The following is a 15,584-nucleotide window of genomic DNA, read 5'->3' as shown; positions in this document are numbered from 1 at the left end:
ATACGCTATGGCAATTATTATAACAGACGAATGTATTAACTGTGGAGCTTGTGAACCAGAATGCCCAAATACAGCAATTTATGAAGGTGCTGATGATTGGAGATATAAAGATGGAACAAGTCTTAACGGTAAGTTAGTGTTAACGGATGGTAAAGAAGTTGATGCAGATGAAGCACAAGAGCCTATTAGTGATGAGATTTATTACATTGTACCTGATAAGTGTACAGAATGTGTAGGTTTTCATGAAGAGCCACAATGTGCAGCAGTTTGCCCAGTAGATTGTTGTGTACCTGATGATGATCATGTAGAGAGTAAAGATGCTTTATTAGGAAAACAAAAATTTATGCATCCTGATGGATAATATCTTTTAGAAGCATATACTTGATATAAACTAAATTAAACCTAAGCAGCACAGTCTTAGGTTTTTTTTATGCTATTTTTTGAGCCACTACAGCGTAACAATCAAACATATAAGCTGGCTTGTCAATACACTCTAATACCTTAAAATTATTAAGGTTTAGCAGAAGTTCCCACTCATTTTTAATAAATGCTCTTACTTCTGATTTATCCTCTGCTATTAGTTTTTTTTTGTTTTGTTTAATTTGAAAGTATTTAGAATCCCAATCAAACATAAAGTTGTTTGATGTATTTGTGTTTAAATAGCTATCTCTAGTATACTGATTGTTATTAAATGATGCAGCATGATGTATATGTTTGCCACCTTTTATCATTTTAAAAAACCTGTTAGCATCTATAAAATCAAAACATAATATACCATTATCATCTAAGTTTAAATAAATTGCTTGTAAAGCGTTAGTTACGTCTAGGTTTGATAGTAAGTAGCTAGTCGACCGTCCTGTAATAATAATACTTTCAACAGTGTTATTAAGTTTAAAATACCTCATGTCACCTTGCTTAAAATGACCATTTGGCAGCTTTGAGGATGATAAATTTACCATATCTTGACTATAGTCCAATCCTTGATAATTAAAATTGTTGTCTATAAAATGTTTAGCTAAGTTACCTGTTCCGGAACCTATTTCTAATACACTATTTTTATTATATTTTTTAAGTAGTGTGTTGTAAAATAGATACTCATCTGTATAATTTATAAAGGTTTGATACATAGCATCATAAATCTTTTCAAATCCATTGGAGTATAAACTTTGCATAATTTATTTAGTGTGTTAATTAACTTATTAATGGAATAATACTAATTAAAGATAAAAAAAAATACTGCTCGTAAAGAGCAGCATTTTTTTATTAAAACTATTTTAAATTTTAAAACTTATAGTTTAAAGATAAATTAAACATTGTCCCTAGTTGACTAAAATGGTAACCATCATAAGTCATTTGAGAGTAACGTTGGTTAAAAGTTATTAAATCTGATTGATTTTGAATCTCAGTTTGACCAGTAGAGGTTATTGACGTATCGTTAATTATAGCTTCACCAGCAGCATTTTCAGCTTTGAAGCTCCATTCTGGAAGTACATTTAAAATGTTATTAATGTTTAACGCAATAGTTAATTTATCAGAAGCACTGTAATTGATACCTAAGTCTGTTACAATTTTAGGTGTAAACTCAGTACGTAAATTATTATCTAATCCTTGTTGTTTAAATGTTGTTTTTCCAAAATAGGTGTTGTTTAATGAAAGTCCAAATTTGTTAATTTCATAGTTAGCACCAAGGATCCATTTAGTTTCTGGTCTAGAAGTAAAAAATAAAGCTTCTTGAGTTGCATTTACTACAGATTGACCAGCTTGTGCTACTAAAGGTATGTCTTTAACGTCACCATCTCTTTCGTTTTGGAAAGTGTAGTTTCCTGATAAATTTAAATCCAAGTCTCCATTACCGATTTCAATATTTTTTTTGCTTAATACTACATCAATACCAGATGTTCTTGTGTCAATTGCGTTAGAGAAAAAGCTTATATCTGACAAGTTGTTATCCCTTAAAATATCATCTAGAGGTGTTGTACCAATATTATTACCATTAACGTCAAAAGCTGTACCTGTAATTTCTGCACCTAATACAATTCTGTCTTTTACAGAAATATTATAGTAATCTAAAGTAAAGCTAAAATTGTTTTCAAGTTTACCACCAAATCCAATTGTAAAGTTGTTAGATGTTTCTGCGTCTAAATTAGGGATTCCTAATAAAGTTGCTTGAGTGGATACATTATTAGCTAATCCACCAACAACAATTGCACCACCTGGTTGGAAAGAGTATTGCGATTTTTGTGTGTAAATTTGGTGTAATGTAGGTGCTCTAAACCCAGAAGAAACTGAAGCTCTTGCTGTAAATTGATCGTTTAACTTTAATCTAGAACTAAGTTTGTAAACAAAGGTGTTTCCAAAATCTGAATAATTTTCTGTTCTAATTGTACCACTTAAAAGAAAAGCATCACTTACGTCATAATCAATTGAAAAGTAACCACCAAAATTGTATCTATTAAATTTACCTGAGTTTTGAGGCGTATTTCCAGCAAAAGAATCTGCTCCACCACCTTCGTAAGATGCAGCACCACCTTCGATTACTTCAAAAGTTTCGTTTCTAAACTCTGTACCAAATCCAATACTTACTTTATCGGATAGTACTCTAGAGATGTCAATGTTACCAACGTTATGTGTAAATCTAGTTCCTCCTGGATCAAAAGATTGTGGACTATTAGCTCTGTATAATTCTACAGCTTCAAACTCTCCTGTTTCAGGATTGTAATTTGCTGCATAAACTTCATTTCCGTTATGAGATTGATTAACCTTATAGGTCTGTGTGTTTCCTCCTGTAGTATAACTTAAATCAACATTCCAATCGTTTATTTTAGTTCTTACTCCAACGGTACCATTGTAATCGTTTAATAAACCTTCAAAAGTTGGCACATATCCATCATATCCATTAGTTGTATTTGGATTATTTCCAGGAAAAAAATCTGCTAAATAAGCATTGTCATCATTTAAAGCCCTCCAATATGGCGTTCTGTAATTAGCAAAGCTATTTACTTTTTTATATACGTAAGCTGCGTTAAAATAAAGTTCTGTGTTTTCAGCTATATCTAACCCACTATTAATTAAGAATTTTGAAGCTGCATTTTCAGGAGAACCATTAATATTTCCTGCATCTGGACGACGAGATAAAAATTCTTGAACAAATCCTAAATCAGCATCAAATCCTAAATCAGCATCAGCTTCTGCTATAGCATTTACTGTTCCTGGTCTATTTGCTAAATTAGTTTTAGAAAAATCTATAGTGTAATTAATAAAACCTTTATCGCCTCCAATTGTAGAACCATTATTTACAGCAATTCCAATCATTTCTCCATCACCTTCACTAGTAATACCACTTCTTAAAGTTGCAGATCCAAAATTTGCATTATCTTTTAGTATAATATTCATTACACCAGCAATAGCATCAGAACCATATTGAGCAGACGCACCATCTCGTAAAATTTCTACACGTTTAATCGCGTCTGTAGGTATGGCAGAAATATCTGCACCAGTTTCTCCACGTCCAGGAGAAGTTTGTGTGTATAATAAAGCACTTAAATTTTTACGCTTTCCGTTAATTAGTATTAAGGTTCTGCTTGGACCCATGTTTCTAATTTCATAAGGGTCTAATAAAGAAGTCGCATCATTAACAGGTGTTTGTACTGTGTTAAAGGATGGTATTCTGTACTGTAGTGCTTTGTCAAAGGTAGCTTGACCAGTGGATGTTAGTTCTTTTGTACCAACTACGTCAATAGGCAATGCGCTGTCTACATTACTTCTGGGAGCTGTTCTAGAACCAACCAATACAACTTCATCCAATGCCTCACCACTTGATAATGTAACATTAACTGTAGACTGACCGTTTACCGATATTTCTTTACTTTCATAACCAACGTAACTAAATACTAAAGTAGCATTGCTTGACACGTTTAATGAGTAATTACCATCAAAATCCGTTGTTGTTCCGTTAGAGGTTCCTTTTTCTACAACATTAACTGTAGGTATGCCAAAACCATCGTCACCTTTAACAGTACCAGTTACATTGGTTTGTGCACTTGCAAATGCTACAGAGAGCAGAAGTAAAAACAATAATTTAAGTTTTTTCATATTTAAAGATTTTAAGTTGATTAGACGCTAAATTATGTTAAAATTTTAACAAAACGATGTTGTTTGTTTATAAAATTTATAAAATTTGTAAGAATTTATCAGTATTTTTGTTAAATATTAAGTGTTTTATTGGGTTTTTGTAGAGTCAATTAAATATAAAACAACTGTAATTTAGTAAATAAGATAGTGCTATATTTGCAGCCTTAATTTGAAATAAATTTTCTTTACATGAAAGCAGGAATTGTAGGATTGCCTAACGTTGGTAAATCAACATTATTTAATTGTTTATCAAATGCAAAAGCGCAAAGTGCTAACTTTCCGTTTTGTACTATAGAGCCTAACATAGGTGTAGTAAATGTACCAGACCCAAGATTAGAAAAGTTAGAAAGCTTGGTTAATCCAGAACGTGTATTACCAGCAACTGTTGAGATTGTTGACATCGCAGGATTAGTAAAAGGAGCAAGTAAAGGTGAAGGTTTAGGGAATCAGTTTTTAGGAAACATTAGAGAAACAGATGCAATCTTACATGTTTTACGTTGTTTTGACAATGATAACATTGTGCATGTTGATGGCAATGTAAATCCAATTAGAGATAAGGAAACTATCGATATGGAATTACAGTTAAAGGATCTTGAAACTGTAGATAAAAAACTAGAAAAAGTTAAACGTGCTGCAAAAACAGGTAATAAAGAGGCTCAAAAAGAAGAGGCTGTGTTACTAAAGTTAAAAGCTGGTTTAGAAGCAGGTGTGTCTGTTAGAGCTTTAGAGTTTACAGAAGATGAATTAGAAGAATTTGTTAAGCCATCGCAACTAATAACAGGAAAACCTGTATTATATGTTTGTAATGTGGATGAGGATAGTGCTGTCTCTGGAAATGCTTACGTAGATTTAGTTAAAGATGCTGTTAAAGATGAAAATGCTGAAGTATTAGTATTAGCAGTTGGAACAGAAGCAGACATTAATGAGTTGGATGATTATGAAGAGCGTCAAATGTTTTTATCAGATATTGGATTAGAAGAGCCAGGATCTGCAAAATTAATTAGATCTGCTTATAAATTACTAAACCAACAAACTTACTTTACAGCAGGAGTTAAGGAAGTTAGAGCATGGACTATAAATGTTGGGTCAACTGCACCACAGGCTGCAGGAGTAATTCATACAGATTTTGAAAAAGGTTTTATTCGTGCCGAAGTGATTGCTTATGATGATTATGTTACTTACGGTAGCGAGTCAAAAGTTAAAGAGGCTGGTAAAATGAGAGTAGAAGGTAAAGGATACACTGTTAAAGATGGAGATGTAATGCATTTCTTATTTAACGTGTAAGCCTACTAAAATAAAGTTTTTACAACGCCATAATGATGCATGTCATTATGGCGTTTTGTATTTTTACAGTAAAGTAATTAATATGCCTTTAATACAACTTAAAACAGTTATACATGCGCGTTTAAAAACATGCTTTGATTTGTCCAGAGATATAGATTTTCATAAGGATTCATTAAAACACTCAAATGAGAAGGCTATTGCAGGTAAAACCTCTGGCTTAATAGGTTTAGGAGAATCGGTAACATGGGAAGCTACTCATTTTGGAATCCGTCAGCAACTAACCTCCAAAATAACACATTTTGAATCGCCTAATTACTTTGTTGATCAAATGGTTTCAGGAGCATTTAAAAGTTTTAAGCACGAACATATTTTTAGTACAAAAGGAGGAGATACCATCATGATTGATATGTTTTATTTTCAGTCGCCTTTTGGTGTTTTAGGTAGATTGGCTAACGTGTTATTTTTAACTAGTTACATGAAAAATTTGCTTGAAACTAGAAATCATTATCTAAAAATTAAGGCCGAAATCATACAAAATCAACAATCTTAACACTAATAGTTATACATTGTTAATTACTTTATCTATGCAGTGTTTCATTTTTTAAAGGGTTATATTATATTAGCAACGTATCTCCAAATTGCATCAAAATTTTATGTCAGAACAAACTAAATATACCGAAGATAATATACGATCACTAGACTGGAAAGAGCATATTCGTATGCGTCCAGGAATGTATATTGGAAAGCTTGGTGACGGATCGTCTCCAGATGATGGTATATATATTCTACTAAAAGAGGTGTTAGATAACTCCATTGATGAGTATGTCATGGGAGCAGGAAAGACCATAGAAATCTCCATACAAGGAAGCAAAGTTATTGTTCGCGATTATGGACGTGGTATTCCTTTAGGAAAAGTTGTAGATGTTGTGTCTAAAATGAACACAGGAGGTAAGTACGACTCAAAAGCCTTTAAAAAATCTGTGGGATTAAATGGTGTCGGTACAAAAGCAGTAAATGCATTATCATCTTATTTTAGAGTAGAGTCTTCTAGAGATGGTAAAAGTGCTTCTGCAGATTTTGCTCAAGGTAATTTAATGGACGAGGAGTTTTTAGAAGAAACAACGCGTCGTAAAGGTACCAAGGTATCCTTCGTTCCTGATGATATTATATTTAAAAACTACAAATACAGAAGTGAATATGTAGTAAAAATGCTTAAAAACTATGTTTACCTAAACCCAGGATTGACTATAGTTTTTAATGGAGAAAAATTTTATTCTGAAAACGGATTAAAAGATTTATTAGCAGAAAAAATAGCTGAATCAGACTTGTTATATCCAATCATTCATTTACGTGGTGATGATATTGAAGTAGCATTAACACATAGTAAAACACAATATAGCGAAGAATATAACAGTTTTGTAAATGGTCAAAATACAACACAAGGAGGTACGCACTTAAATGCCTTTAGAGAAGGTTTGGTAAAAACCATTCGTGACTTTTTTGGAAAACAATATGATGCTTCAGATATACGTAAGTCCGTTGTAAGTGCTGTAGCTATAAAGGTTATGGAACCTGTTTTTGAGAGTCAAACAAAAACAAAACTTGGATCTACAGACATGGGAGGAGAGTTACCTACTGTTAGAACCTATGTTTCAGATTTTTTAAAAACACATTTAGATAATTATTTACACAAAAATCCAGAAACAGCAGATAAACTACAACGTAAAATTTTACAAGCAGAACGTGAGCGTAAAGAGTTATCTGGAATTAGAAAATTAGCAAAAGACAGAGCTAAAAAAGCAAGTTTACACAATAAAAAATTACGCGATTGTCGTGTACATTTTGGTGATATTAAAAATGAACGTAACCTAGAAAGTACCTTGTTTATAACAGAGGGAGATTCGGCATCAGGTAGTATCACAAAATCTAGAGACGTTAATACACAAGCAGTATTTAGTTTAAAGGGTAAACCATTAAACTGTTATGGATTAACAAAGAAGATTGTTTACGAAAACGAAGAGTTTAATCTCCTGCAAGCTGCTTTAAATATCGAAGAGTCGCTAGAAGATTTAAGATACAACAACGTCGTTATTGCAACAGATGCCGATGTTGATGGTATGCACATTAGATTATTATTAATTACTTTCTTTTTACAATTTTTTCCAGAAGTCATTAAAGAAGGGCATTTGTATATACTGCAAACCCCTTTATTTAGGGTTCGTAATAAAAAAGAAACCATTTATTGTTACTCAGAAGAAGAGCGTAAAGACGCTATTGAGAAGCTAAAACCTAAACCAGAAATTACTCGATTTAAAGGTTTAGGTGAAATTAGTCCAGATGAGTTTGTTCACTTTATAGGTGAAGACATTAGATTGGATCCAGTAATGTTAGATGATAACATGTCTATTGAAGAGTTGTTGTCATTTTACATGGGTAAAAACACACCAACCAGACAAGAGTTTATTATTGATAATCTTAAAGTTGAACTTGATTTAATTGAGGAGGATAAATAGATGATAGAAGAAAACGACGACCTAGCTAACGACAATTTAGAAAACTTAGATAATCAAGAACCTCAAGAAACCATTACCAGGATTACTGGTATGTATAAAGAATGGTTTTTAGATTATGCCTCATATGTAATTCTGGAACGTGCAGTTCCAGCAATTGAAGACGGTTTTAAACCTGTACAACGTCGCATCATGCATTCCATGAAGGATTTGGATGATGGACGTTATAATAAAGTAGCCAATATTGTTGGACATACTATGCAGTATCATCCACATGGAGATGCAAGTATTGCAGATGCTATGGTACAAATTGGTCAAAAAGATTTATTAATAGATACACAAGGAAACTGGGGAAACATCCTAACAGGAGATCGTGCAGCAGCAGCACGTTATATTGAAGCTCGTATATCAAAATTTGGATTGGATGTCGTTTTTAATCCTAAGATAACAGAATGGCAATCGTCCTATGATGGTCGTCGTAAAGAGCCTGTGAATTTACCAGTAATGTTTCCTTTATTGCTTGCACAGGGAGGAGAAGGTATTGCAGTCGGACTTTCTACTAAAATATTACCACATAATTTTATTGAGTTAATTGACGCTTCGGTTAAACACTTGCAAGGCAAACGCTTTACATTGTTTCCAGATTTTCCAACAGGAGGTATTGCAGATTGTAGTGATTATAATGATGGATTGCGTGGCGGAAAAGTACGTTGTCGTGCTAAAATTAGCCAATTAGATAAAAACACATTGGTTGTTAATGAGTTGCCTTTTGGTACTACAACCTCTTCATTAATAGATTCGATATTAAAAGCTAACGACAAAGGAAAAATTAAAATCAAAAAAATTGAAGACAATACAGCTGCAACTGTAGAGATTTTAATTCATTTACCTTCTGGTTTGTCTCCAGATAAAACCATTGATGCCTTATATGCATTTACAGCTTGCGAAAGTTCAATTTCGCCTTTAGGTTGTGTTATTGAAGATAACAAACCACTATTTGTTGGTGTGACAGAAATGTTACGTCGTAGTACAGATAATACTGTAGATTTATTAAGACAAGAGTTAGAAATTAGACTAGGTGAGTTTGAAGAGCAATGGCACTTTGCGAGTCTTGAACGTATTTTTATCGAAAATAGAATCTATCGTGACATTGAAGAAGAGGAAACTTGGGATGGTGTTATTGAGGCTATTGATAAAGGATTGCAACCACATATACAACATCTTAAACGTGCAATTACAGTAGATGATATTACGCGTTTAACAGAAATTAGAATTAAGCGTATTTCTAAATTTGATATTGATAAAGCTCAACAAAAAATTGACGCATTAGAAGCGCAAATAGCTGAGGTTAAACATCATTTAGCAAATTTAATAGACTATGCCATAGCCTATTTTACAAGACTTAAAAAAGAGTATGGCGAAGGTCGTGAGCGTAAAACAGAATTGCGTGCGTTTGAAGATGTGGATGCTACTAAAGTAGTGATTAGAAACACCAAATTATATGTAAATAGAGAAGAAGGTTTTATTGGTACATCACTAAAACGAGACGAGTATGTTTGCGATTGTAGTGATATTGATGACATTATTGCTTTTACTGCAGAAGGTAAAATGATGGTCACAAAAGTAGATAGTAAAACCTTTATAGGTAAAAATATTATACACGTAGCAGTCTTTAAAAAGAAAGACAAGCGTACTATTTATAATTTAATTTATCGTGATGGCACAAAAGGTCCAGCATACGTTAAGCGTTTTGCAGTGACGTCTATTACACGAGATAAAGATTATGATTTAACCAACGGAAACAAAGGGTCTAAAACCTGGTATTTCTCTGCTAATCCAAATGGAGAAGCTGAGGTTGTTTCTATTAGTTTACGTCAGGTTGGTAGTATTAAAAAACTAAAATGGGATTTAGATTTTGCAGATATTTTAATTAAAGGTCGTGCGTCTAAAGGTAACGTGGTGACTAAACATGCTATTAAATCTGTAGAGTTAAAAGAAAAAGGAATTTCGACTTTAAAGCCAAGAAAAATATGGTTTGACGACACTGTACAGCGTTTAAATGTTGATGGTAGAGGTGAGTTGGTTGGCGAGTTTAGAGGAGAGGATAAACTGTTAATAATAAATCAAAAAGGTATAGTAAAAACCGTTACTCCAGAGGTAACGCTTCATTTTGATGACGATATGATAGTCATGGAAAAATGGTTGCCTAAAAAGCCTGTATCTGCTATTTATTATGATGGCGAAAAGGAGCGATATTATGTTAAGCGATTTTTAATTGAAAATGAAAATAAAGAAGAATCCTTTATTACAGATCATCCTAATTCGCAATTAGAAATTGTATCTACAGACTGGAAACCTGTTGCCGAAATTGTTTTTGCTAAAGAAAGAGGCAAAGATAGAAAGGATAACGAAGAAGTGAATTTGGAAGAATTTATAGCAATTAAAGGGATTTCTGCTTTAGGAAACCAACTAACTAAAGACAAAGTAAATGCCATTAATTTATTAGAGCCTATTCCTTATGAAGCACCAGAAGAAACTCCAGCACAAGAAATAGAAGTGAAGGAGGAGGAGAATATTTCTGAAAAATCAGAATCTAAAACAGATGAAAAATCTAGTAAAGATGATGATAGTCAGGATTATGGGTTAGATGATAAGGGTCAGGTGACTTTGTTTTAGTGTTGCCATTCATTGCGTAACGCGCTCAAAACCTAAAAATTAAATGAAAAATAAATTTGGATTTCAAGTTCTCATAAATGGAAAAAAAATATGTCGAGCTGGATTTGAAAATGAAAACGCTATAGTTACCTGTATTCTAGATTCTTTAAGACGAGAAAAGGATAATTCAGAAGAATTAAACATCTCAATTAGCGGATTAAACTCGGATACTCATCAGCACGCTGATTGGTTTAGGAATAAATTACAGGAAGGCGACAAGGTTTCTATAGAAATAGTATCTAACAATTTTGATACTCCAATTTCAATAAGTAAAGCTTTCTCAGAAAAAGATATATTATCCCAAAAATTAAAATCTTATCATAAATTAAAGGAGGAATTAAAAGATTATCTGAAGGAATAAAAACTAAGCAAACATATTGCATATGACCGAATATTTGCCAAACAAGATCTTTAAATCAGGCTTGTTACCATAGCCAATAACGTTAACAATATCATAAAATTTAAAATATTAAAAACTGCTTTTAAAGTGTTTACGTAAATACTTATAAACCAATAAATATTTTAAAATTATGAAAACATCAAATTTAGCAAAAAACACAATGTTATCCCTTTTCGTTTCGGCAGCACTAGTATCTTGTAGTGATGATGATAACGATGCAATAGTCATTAACGATGGTGAACCTACTTCAGTAAAGTTATATACTTCTAATAACGCAGATGGTAATATTACAATTTATGATGTTACAGATCAATCTGCTGTAACGTCTAAAACATTAATTACAACTAGTATTGCTGCAGACGGAGTATATTATGATGCAACAAACGATTTTTTATTACAAGCTTCTAGAACAGATTTAGGATTAGAGGGTTATAATAATACAAGTAGTTTGGTTTCTGGCGCTACGTTAACAGTAGATGTGGATGGAACCAATGATATGCAAAGTCCAAGAGAAGTTGCTGTTAATGGCAATTTTATTGTGGTTGCAGATAATGCAGATGTGGATGGAGATCCATTAACTCCGGACGGAAGATTATACGTTTACACAAAAGATGGTAACACCATTACATTGCGTAATACTATTACAACGTCGTTTAAATTATGGGGAATAACGTTTGACAACAATAACCTATATGCTGTAGTGGATGCTACAAATGAGTTAGCAGTGTTTACGGACTTTTTATCTAACACAACAGATATGACTTTGGCAGCTACTAAAAGAATTGCTGTAGAAGGAATTGTTAGAACACATGGTTTAACTTTTGATGCTAGTTCTGATGTTATGATATTAACAGATATTGCAGATGCTGCAAATGGTCAAGATGATGGAGGTTTTCATTACATCGAAAATTTTACGTCAAAGTTTAATGCTGTAGCTAATGATGGGACTTTAGAAGTGTCACAACAAGTTAGAGTATCAGGTGCTTCAACATTATTAGGTAATCCTGTAGATGTTGCTTATGATGCATCAACACAAACTGTTTACATTGCAGAAGCAGGTAATGGAGGCGGAAGAATTTTAGCTTTCAATAATTTTGAAGCAGGAGGAAACATTGCTCCTTTTATTAATAATAGTTTAGCAGCTGCATCAGCAGTGTATTTGTCTAAATAGATAAAGCTTATTAAATAAAAAAAAAGACCATCGTTAGATGGTCTTTTTTTTATTCCTTTTTTTATTTCTTTTTAGAAATTTTTTGATTTAAAAACTCTATAAATAACGAGAAGGCTATAGCAAAATACAGGTAACCTTTAGGTATAGCTCCAACAGTATTACCAAAAAATGTGGTGTGCGATAGGTGGCCAGCTTCGGTAATTAGCATAAAACCTATTAAAATTAAAAAGGATAATCCTAAAATTTGAATACTTGGGTTGGCGTCTATAAAACGTCTAATTTTATTAGCAAAAGCAATCATTATAATAATAGATATTACTACAGCAATAATCATTAATATTAAATTATGATTGTGGTTATTAGATAATCCATTGGTCATACCAACTGCTGTTAAAATACTATCTATTGAAAATATAAAATCTATAATTAAAATCTGAACAATAGCTTGTTGCAAGGATTTAATCGGTTTGCTTTTTACTTCATCTTCATCATGTGATGGTGTTTCTACTTTTTCTCTAATTTCCGAAGTAGATTTATAAATTAAAAATAATCCTCCAAAAAATAAAATTAGAGCTTGCCAACTTAATTCAAGGTGCATCCAGCTAAAGTCTACTTTATAAAAGGGTTCTGATAATCCCACTAAAAAGGATACAAAAAACAACAAGATTATACGTTGTACCATTGCTAGTAGTAGTCCAATGTTTGTTACTTTATTGCGTTGGTCTTCGGGTAACTTATTTGCAGCAATAGATATAAAAACAATATTATCAATCCCTAATATTATTTCTAAGAAAGTTAAAGTTAATAATGCAAAAATAGCATCACTAGAAAGCAGAAAGTCTAACATGTTTTATTTTTTAATATAAGCTACACCTTTTTGTTTATTGGTCTCTCCAACATAAGAATATTCAAAAGTATAAGAAGTATCTGTAGTGACTAAAACTTTAAGATGTACATCTTTACGTTCAGCCATATTTTTAGGATTTATAGTTTTGTAAATGACTTCACAATCATTTACCCATCTAACTAATGTGCTATCAACTTTACCTTCATATGTTTCTATTTGTAAACTATCTGTTCTAGTAAATGTAGATTTATAAATAACATCTCCAACTTTAACTTCGCTATAAAATTGACCTGTTTTAAAGTCTTTGCAGTTTCGTTCCACTTTGTAGCAGCTAAAAAAGCTAGTTAAAATGATAAGGTATATTAGTTTTAATTTCATTGCATAAGGTTTACAACAAAATTAATGAAATGTTTGTTTAAAACTTAAAAAATTCAACCTTTCTATAATTCGCGTATTTGAAAATTTTATGTACCTAACTACAAATTCGCAAAATTTGAAAATGGCGACAAAAAGTTGAAAAGGCGAACAAATTTAAATTTTTAAGAATTTATGACGTTTGCGTTCATTTTTGTAAAATTTACAAAACAGAAATTTTATTCAAAAGAAAATGAAAAATAAAATAGAGGAGTCTTAATTAAGAATTTTCGAAATTAGAAAAACTTCCATCAGAATAAAAAATTACGATGCGTTCAATAATTTTTCCGTTAGAAGATTTTTGATTTAAATTTTGTAGTAAATCAGAATTTTTAGTTTCTACTGGATTTTCATTTTTTGTATTAGAAAATAAATCTTGATCTTCATTTTTAGAAATTGGTGCAATTGGTGTTTGTCTGTTTTTAGTTTCACTTTTTGGAAATTCACCTTTTCCATTCATCAACCAATACAATTCTACTTCCTCAAAAGAGGAGAGCACTTTCAGTACAAATTCTAAACTTGGTTTGTTTCTACCTGATAATATATGTGATATACTAGAGCGTTGCACACCAATTTTTTCGGCAAAAGAAGAGGCGTTCTCACCGTAATAATCCATGACTTTTTGAAGTCTTTTTGAAAAATCTGCATTGTTTATCATAACGATACAAATGTAAACATTTAATCTGAATACTTGATGTTACAAATGTAAATATTATAACTATTAAAGGTTAATTAACATAGGTATCGTGTAAATAATATCAAATAAAAACTTTAAATAAAAAGCCTTAACTATCTGAAAAATAGTATTTTAAAATAGTTTTGTAAGAATTAGAACTAATTGGTTCTTAGCGTTATAGTATTTGCCTTTTAAATCACCATAAATGTTTACATAAGTAAATTACAAATGTAAATTTTATTGGTTACAATTGTAAATAACTATTTGGTTACATTTGTAAACTAATAAAACATCTATGGCTAATCAATTATTAAATACCTTATATACTACCTATAAAGCGACTACTTTGTTTGGACGTTATATTCAGTTAAAAGACATTACTCCACTTATAAATAATCTACCTGAATTTTGTAAAGTAGAAGTTATTGGCCAATCTGTTTTGGGCGAAAGTATTTCTTCTATAACAATTGGTAATGGACCAATTAAAGTGTTAATGTGGTCACAGATGCACGGAAATGAATCTACGACTACAAAAGCGGTATTTGATATGTTAAACACTTTTAGTGATGCTAGTATGCAGTCTCTTTTAGATGCGTGTACGCTAAAAATCATACCTATGTTAAATCCTGATGGCTCTGCAGCATATACTAGGCTAAACGCTAATGCTGTCGATTTAAATAGGGATGCACAGGATTTATCTCAACCTGAAAGCGTTGTTTTAAACACTTGTTTTAAACGCTTTAAACCCGATTATTGCTTTAATCTTCATGGACAACGCACTATGTTTAGTGTTGGTGATACTAATAAACCTGCTACTTTATCTTTTTTATCTCCATCGCAGGATAAAAATAGAAGTGTTACTACGACTAGGCAAAAAGCTATGCATGTTATAAGTGCTATTAATATGGGTTTACTAGATGATTTACCTAACCAAATTGGGAGATATGACGACGGTTTTAATATTAATTGTGTTGGTGATGCGTTTCAAAGCTTAAATGCGCCTACAATCTTGTTTGAAGCAGGACACTATAAAGATGATTACAATAGGGAAGTGGTACGAGGTTTTGTTTATAAATCACTTTTACTAGCTTTAAATTATATAGTTAGTGAGGATAAGCAGCGGTTTGATGTGACACATTATAATGCTATCCCAGAAAACGGAAAGCGATTTTATGATGTAATTATACGTAATACACAATTTAAAGATCAGATATTAGATATTGGTATTAATTATCAGGAGCGATTGCTAAATAATACAGTAAAGTTTATGCCTAAAGTTGTTGTTATTACAGATTTATCTAAATTTTATGGTCATAAAGAAATAGATGCTAACCACAATAAGGTTCTAAATCACGATAATAAGTTGATATCTATAGATTACGAAAACGATTTCGTTGTTATTAATAATGTGAAATTATCATTAAATCTTTAAAAAT

The 15,584-nt window shown here is 31.7% G+C and carries 13 protein-coding genes; 8 read left to right on the top strand and 5 right to left on the bottom strand.

The genetic code is table 11. The annotated features are described in order from the left end of the window. Positions 1–7 precede the first annotated feature (7 nt). Positions 8–361: a 4Fe-4S dicluster domain-containing protein gene (locus V6251_RS01415; RefSeq protein ID WP_341586674.1), complete on the top strand. Its 354-nt coding sequence runs from the start codon at positions 8–10 to the stop codon at positions 359–361. Between the two features lie 67 nt (positions 362–428). On the opposite strand, the gene V6251_RS01410 is transcribed toward V6251_RS01415, so the two are convergent. Then, complete coding sequence (locus V6251_RS01410; protein ID WP_341586672.1) at positions 429–1,172, bottom strand: class I SAM-dependent methyltransferase; 744 nt, start codon at positions 1,170–1,172, stop codon at positions 429–431. A 109-nt stretch (positions 1,173–1,281) separates the two neighbouring features. Beyond that, positions 1,282–4,092 carry a TonB-dependent receptor gene (locus V6251_RS01405; protein WP_341586671.1) on the bottom strand — a complete coding sequence of 937 codons (2,811 nt, stop codon included), beginning with the start codon at positions 4,090–4,092 and terminating at the stop codon, positions 1,282–1,284. Between the two features lie 228 nt (positions 4,093–4,320). Between V6251_RS01405 and ychF the strand changes: the two genes are divergently transcribed. From ychF to V6251_RS01375, 6 genes are all read left to right on the top strand, one after another. Continuing rightward, positions 4,321–5,415, top strand: a complete 1,095-nt coding sequence (gene ychF, locus V6251_RS01400) for a redox-regulated ATPase YchF (protein ID WP_341586669.1) — start codon at positions 4,321–4,323, stop codon at positions 5,413–5,415. An 82-nt stretch (positions 5,416–5,497) separates the two neighbouring features. Next, positions 5,498–5,965, top strand: a complete 468-nt coding sequence (locus tag V6251_RS01395; RefSeq protein ID WP_341586668.1) for an SRPBCC family protein — start codon at positions 5,498–5,500, stop codon at positions 5,963–5,965. Between the two features lie 103 nt (positions 5,966–6,068). Beyond that, positions 6,069–7,928 (top strand): DNA topoisomerase IV subunit B, encoded by a 1,860-nt coding sequence (locus tag V6251_RS01390; protein WP_341586667.1) that lies wholly within the window; start codon positions 6,069–6,071, stop codon positions 7,926–7,928. After that, on the top strand, positions 7,929–10,601 hold the full coding sequence (locus V6251_RS01385) for a DNA gyrase/topoisomerase IV subunit A (protein ID WP_341586666.1): 2,673 nt from the start codon (positions 7,929–7,931) through the stop codon (positions 10,599–10,601). It begins immediately after the preceding gene. A 43-nt stretch (positions 10,602–10,644) separates the two neighbouring features. After that, a complete protein-coding gene (locus tag V6251_RS01380; protein WP_341586665.1) occupies positions 10,645–11,001 on the top strand; it encodes a hypothetical protein in 357 nt (118 codons plus the stop codon). Between the two features lie 169 nt (positions 11,002–11,170). Continuing rightward, positions 11,171–12,211 (top strand): hypothetical protein, encoded by a 1,041-nt coding sequence (locus tag V6251_RS01375; RefSeq protein WP_341586663.1) that lies wholly within the window; start codon positions 11,171–11,173, stop codon positions 12,209–12,211. 61 nt (positions 12,212–12,272) lie between these two features. On the opposite strand, the gene V6251_RS01370 is transcribed toward V6251_RS01375, so the two are convergent. The 3 genes from V6251_RS01370 to V6251_RS01360 all read right to left on the bottom strand — a co-directional run bounded on the left by V6251_RS01370 (position 12,273) and on the right by V6251_RS01360 (position 14,130). Next, on the bottom strand, positions 12,273–13,058 hold the full coding sequence (locus tag V6251_RS01370) for a TerC family protein (protein WP_341586662.1): 786 nt from the start codon (positions 13,056–13,058) through the stop codon (positions 12,273–12,275). A 3-nt stretch (positions 13,059–13,061) separates the two neighbouring features. Next, complete coding sequence (locus V6251_RS01365) at positions 13,062–13,436, bottom strand: DNA topoisomerase IV (protein WP_341586660.1); 375 nt, start codon at positions 13,434–13,436, stop codon at positions 13,062–13,064. Between the two features lie 256 nt (positions 13,437–13,692). Next, the gene (locus tag V6251_RS01360) at positions 13,693–14,130 is read right to left on the bottom strand and encodes a helix-turn-helix domain-containing protein (protein WP_145001778.1); all 438 of its coding nucleotides are present in this window, start codon (positions 14,128–14,130) and stop codon (positions 13,693–13,695) included. A 313-nt stretch (positions 14,131–14,443) separates the two neighbouring features. On the opposite strand from V6251_RS01360, the gene V6251_RS01355 reads away from it, so the two are divergent. Beyond that, positions 14,444–15,580 carry a M14 family zinc carboxypeptidase gene (locus tag V6251_RS01355; RefSeq protein WP_341586659.1) on the top strand — a complete coding sequence of 379 codons (1,137 nt, stop codon included), beginning with the start codon at positions 14,444–14,446 and terminating at the stop codon, positions 15,578–15,580. Positions 15,581–15,584 lie beyond the last annotated feature (4 nt).

This window comes from Olleya sp. Ti.3.14 (assembly GCF_038154885.1).
Lineage (GTDB): Bacteria > Bacteroidota > Bacteroidia > Flavobacteriales > Flavobacteriaceae > Olleya.
Note: the sequence above shows the minus strand (reverse complement) of the source record. Positions and strands in the feature narration are given on the sequence as shown.

What these genes read in the sequence shown, in the direction of transcription:
- V6251_RS01415 (WP_341586674.1), top strand. Translation starts at nt 8, where the DNA reads ATGGCAATTATTATAACAGACGAATGTATTAACTGTGGAGCTTGTGAA.
- V6251_RS01410 (WP_341586672.1), bottom strand. Translation starts at nt 1,172, where the DNA reads ATGCAAAGTTTATACTCCAATGGATTTGAAAAGATTTATGATGCTATG.
- V6251_RS01405 (WP_341586671.1), bottom strand. Translation starts at nt 4,092, where the DNA reads ATGAAAAAACTTAAATTATTGTTTTTACTTCTGCTCTCTGTAGCATTT.
- ychF (WP_341586669.1), top strand. Translation starts at nt 4,321, where the DNA reads ATGAAAGCAGGAATTGTAGGATTGCCTAACGTTGGTAAATCAACATTA.
- V6251_RS01395 (WP_341586668.1), top strand. Translation starts at nt 5,498, where the DNA reads ATGCCTTTAATACAACTTAAAACAGTTATACATGCGCGTTTAAAAACA.
- V6251_RS01390 (WP_341586667.1), top strand. Translation starts at nt 6,069, where the DNA reads ATGTCAGAACAAACTAAATATACCGAAGATAATATACGATCACTAGAC.
- V6251_RS01385 (WP_341586666.1), top strand. Translation starts at nt 7,929, where the DNA reads ATGATAGAAGAAAACGACGACCTAGCTAACGACAATTTAGAAAACTTA.
- V6251_RS01380 (WP_341586665.1), top strand. Translation starts at nt 10,645, where the DNA reads ATGAAAAATAAATTTGGATTTCAAGTTCTCATAAATGGAAAAAAAATA.
- V6251_RS01375 (WP_341586663.1), top strand. Translation starts at nt 11,171, where the DNA reads ATGAAAACATCAAATTTAGCAAAAAACACAATGTTATCCCTTTTCGTT.
- V6251_RS01370 (WP_341586662.1), bottom strand. Translation starts at nt 13,058, where the DNA reads ATGTTAGACTTTCTGCTTTCTAGTGATGCTATTTTTGCATTATTAACT.
- V6251_RS01365 (WP_341586660.1), bottom strand. Translation starts at nt 13,436, where the DNA reads ATGAAATTAAAACTAATATACCTTATCATTTTAACTAGCTTTTTTAGC.
- V6251_RS01360 (WP_145001778.1), bottom strand. Translation starts at nt 14,130, where the DNA reads ATGATAAACAATGCAGATTTTTCAAAAAGACTTCAAAAAGTCATGGAT.
- V6251_RS01355 (WP_341586659.1), top strand. Translation starts at nt 14,444, where the DNA reads ATGGCTAATCAATTATTAAATACCTTATATACTACCTATAAAGCGACT.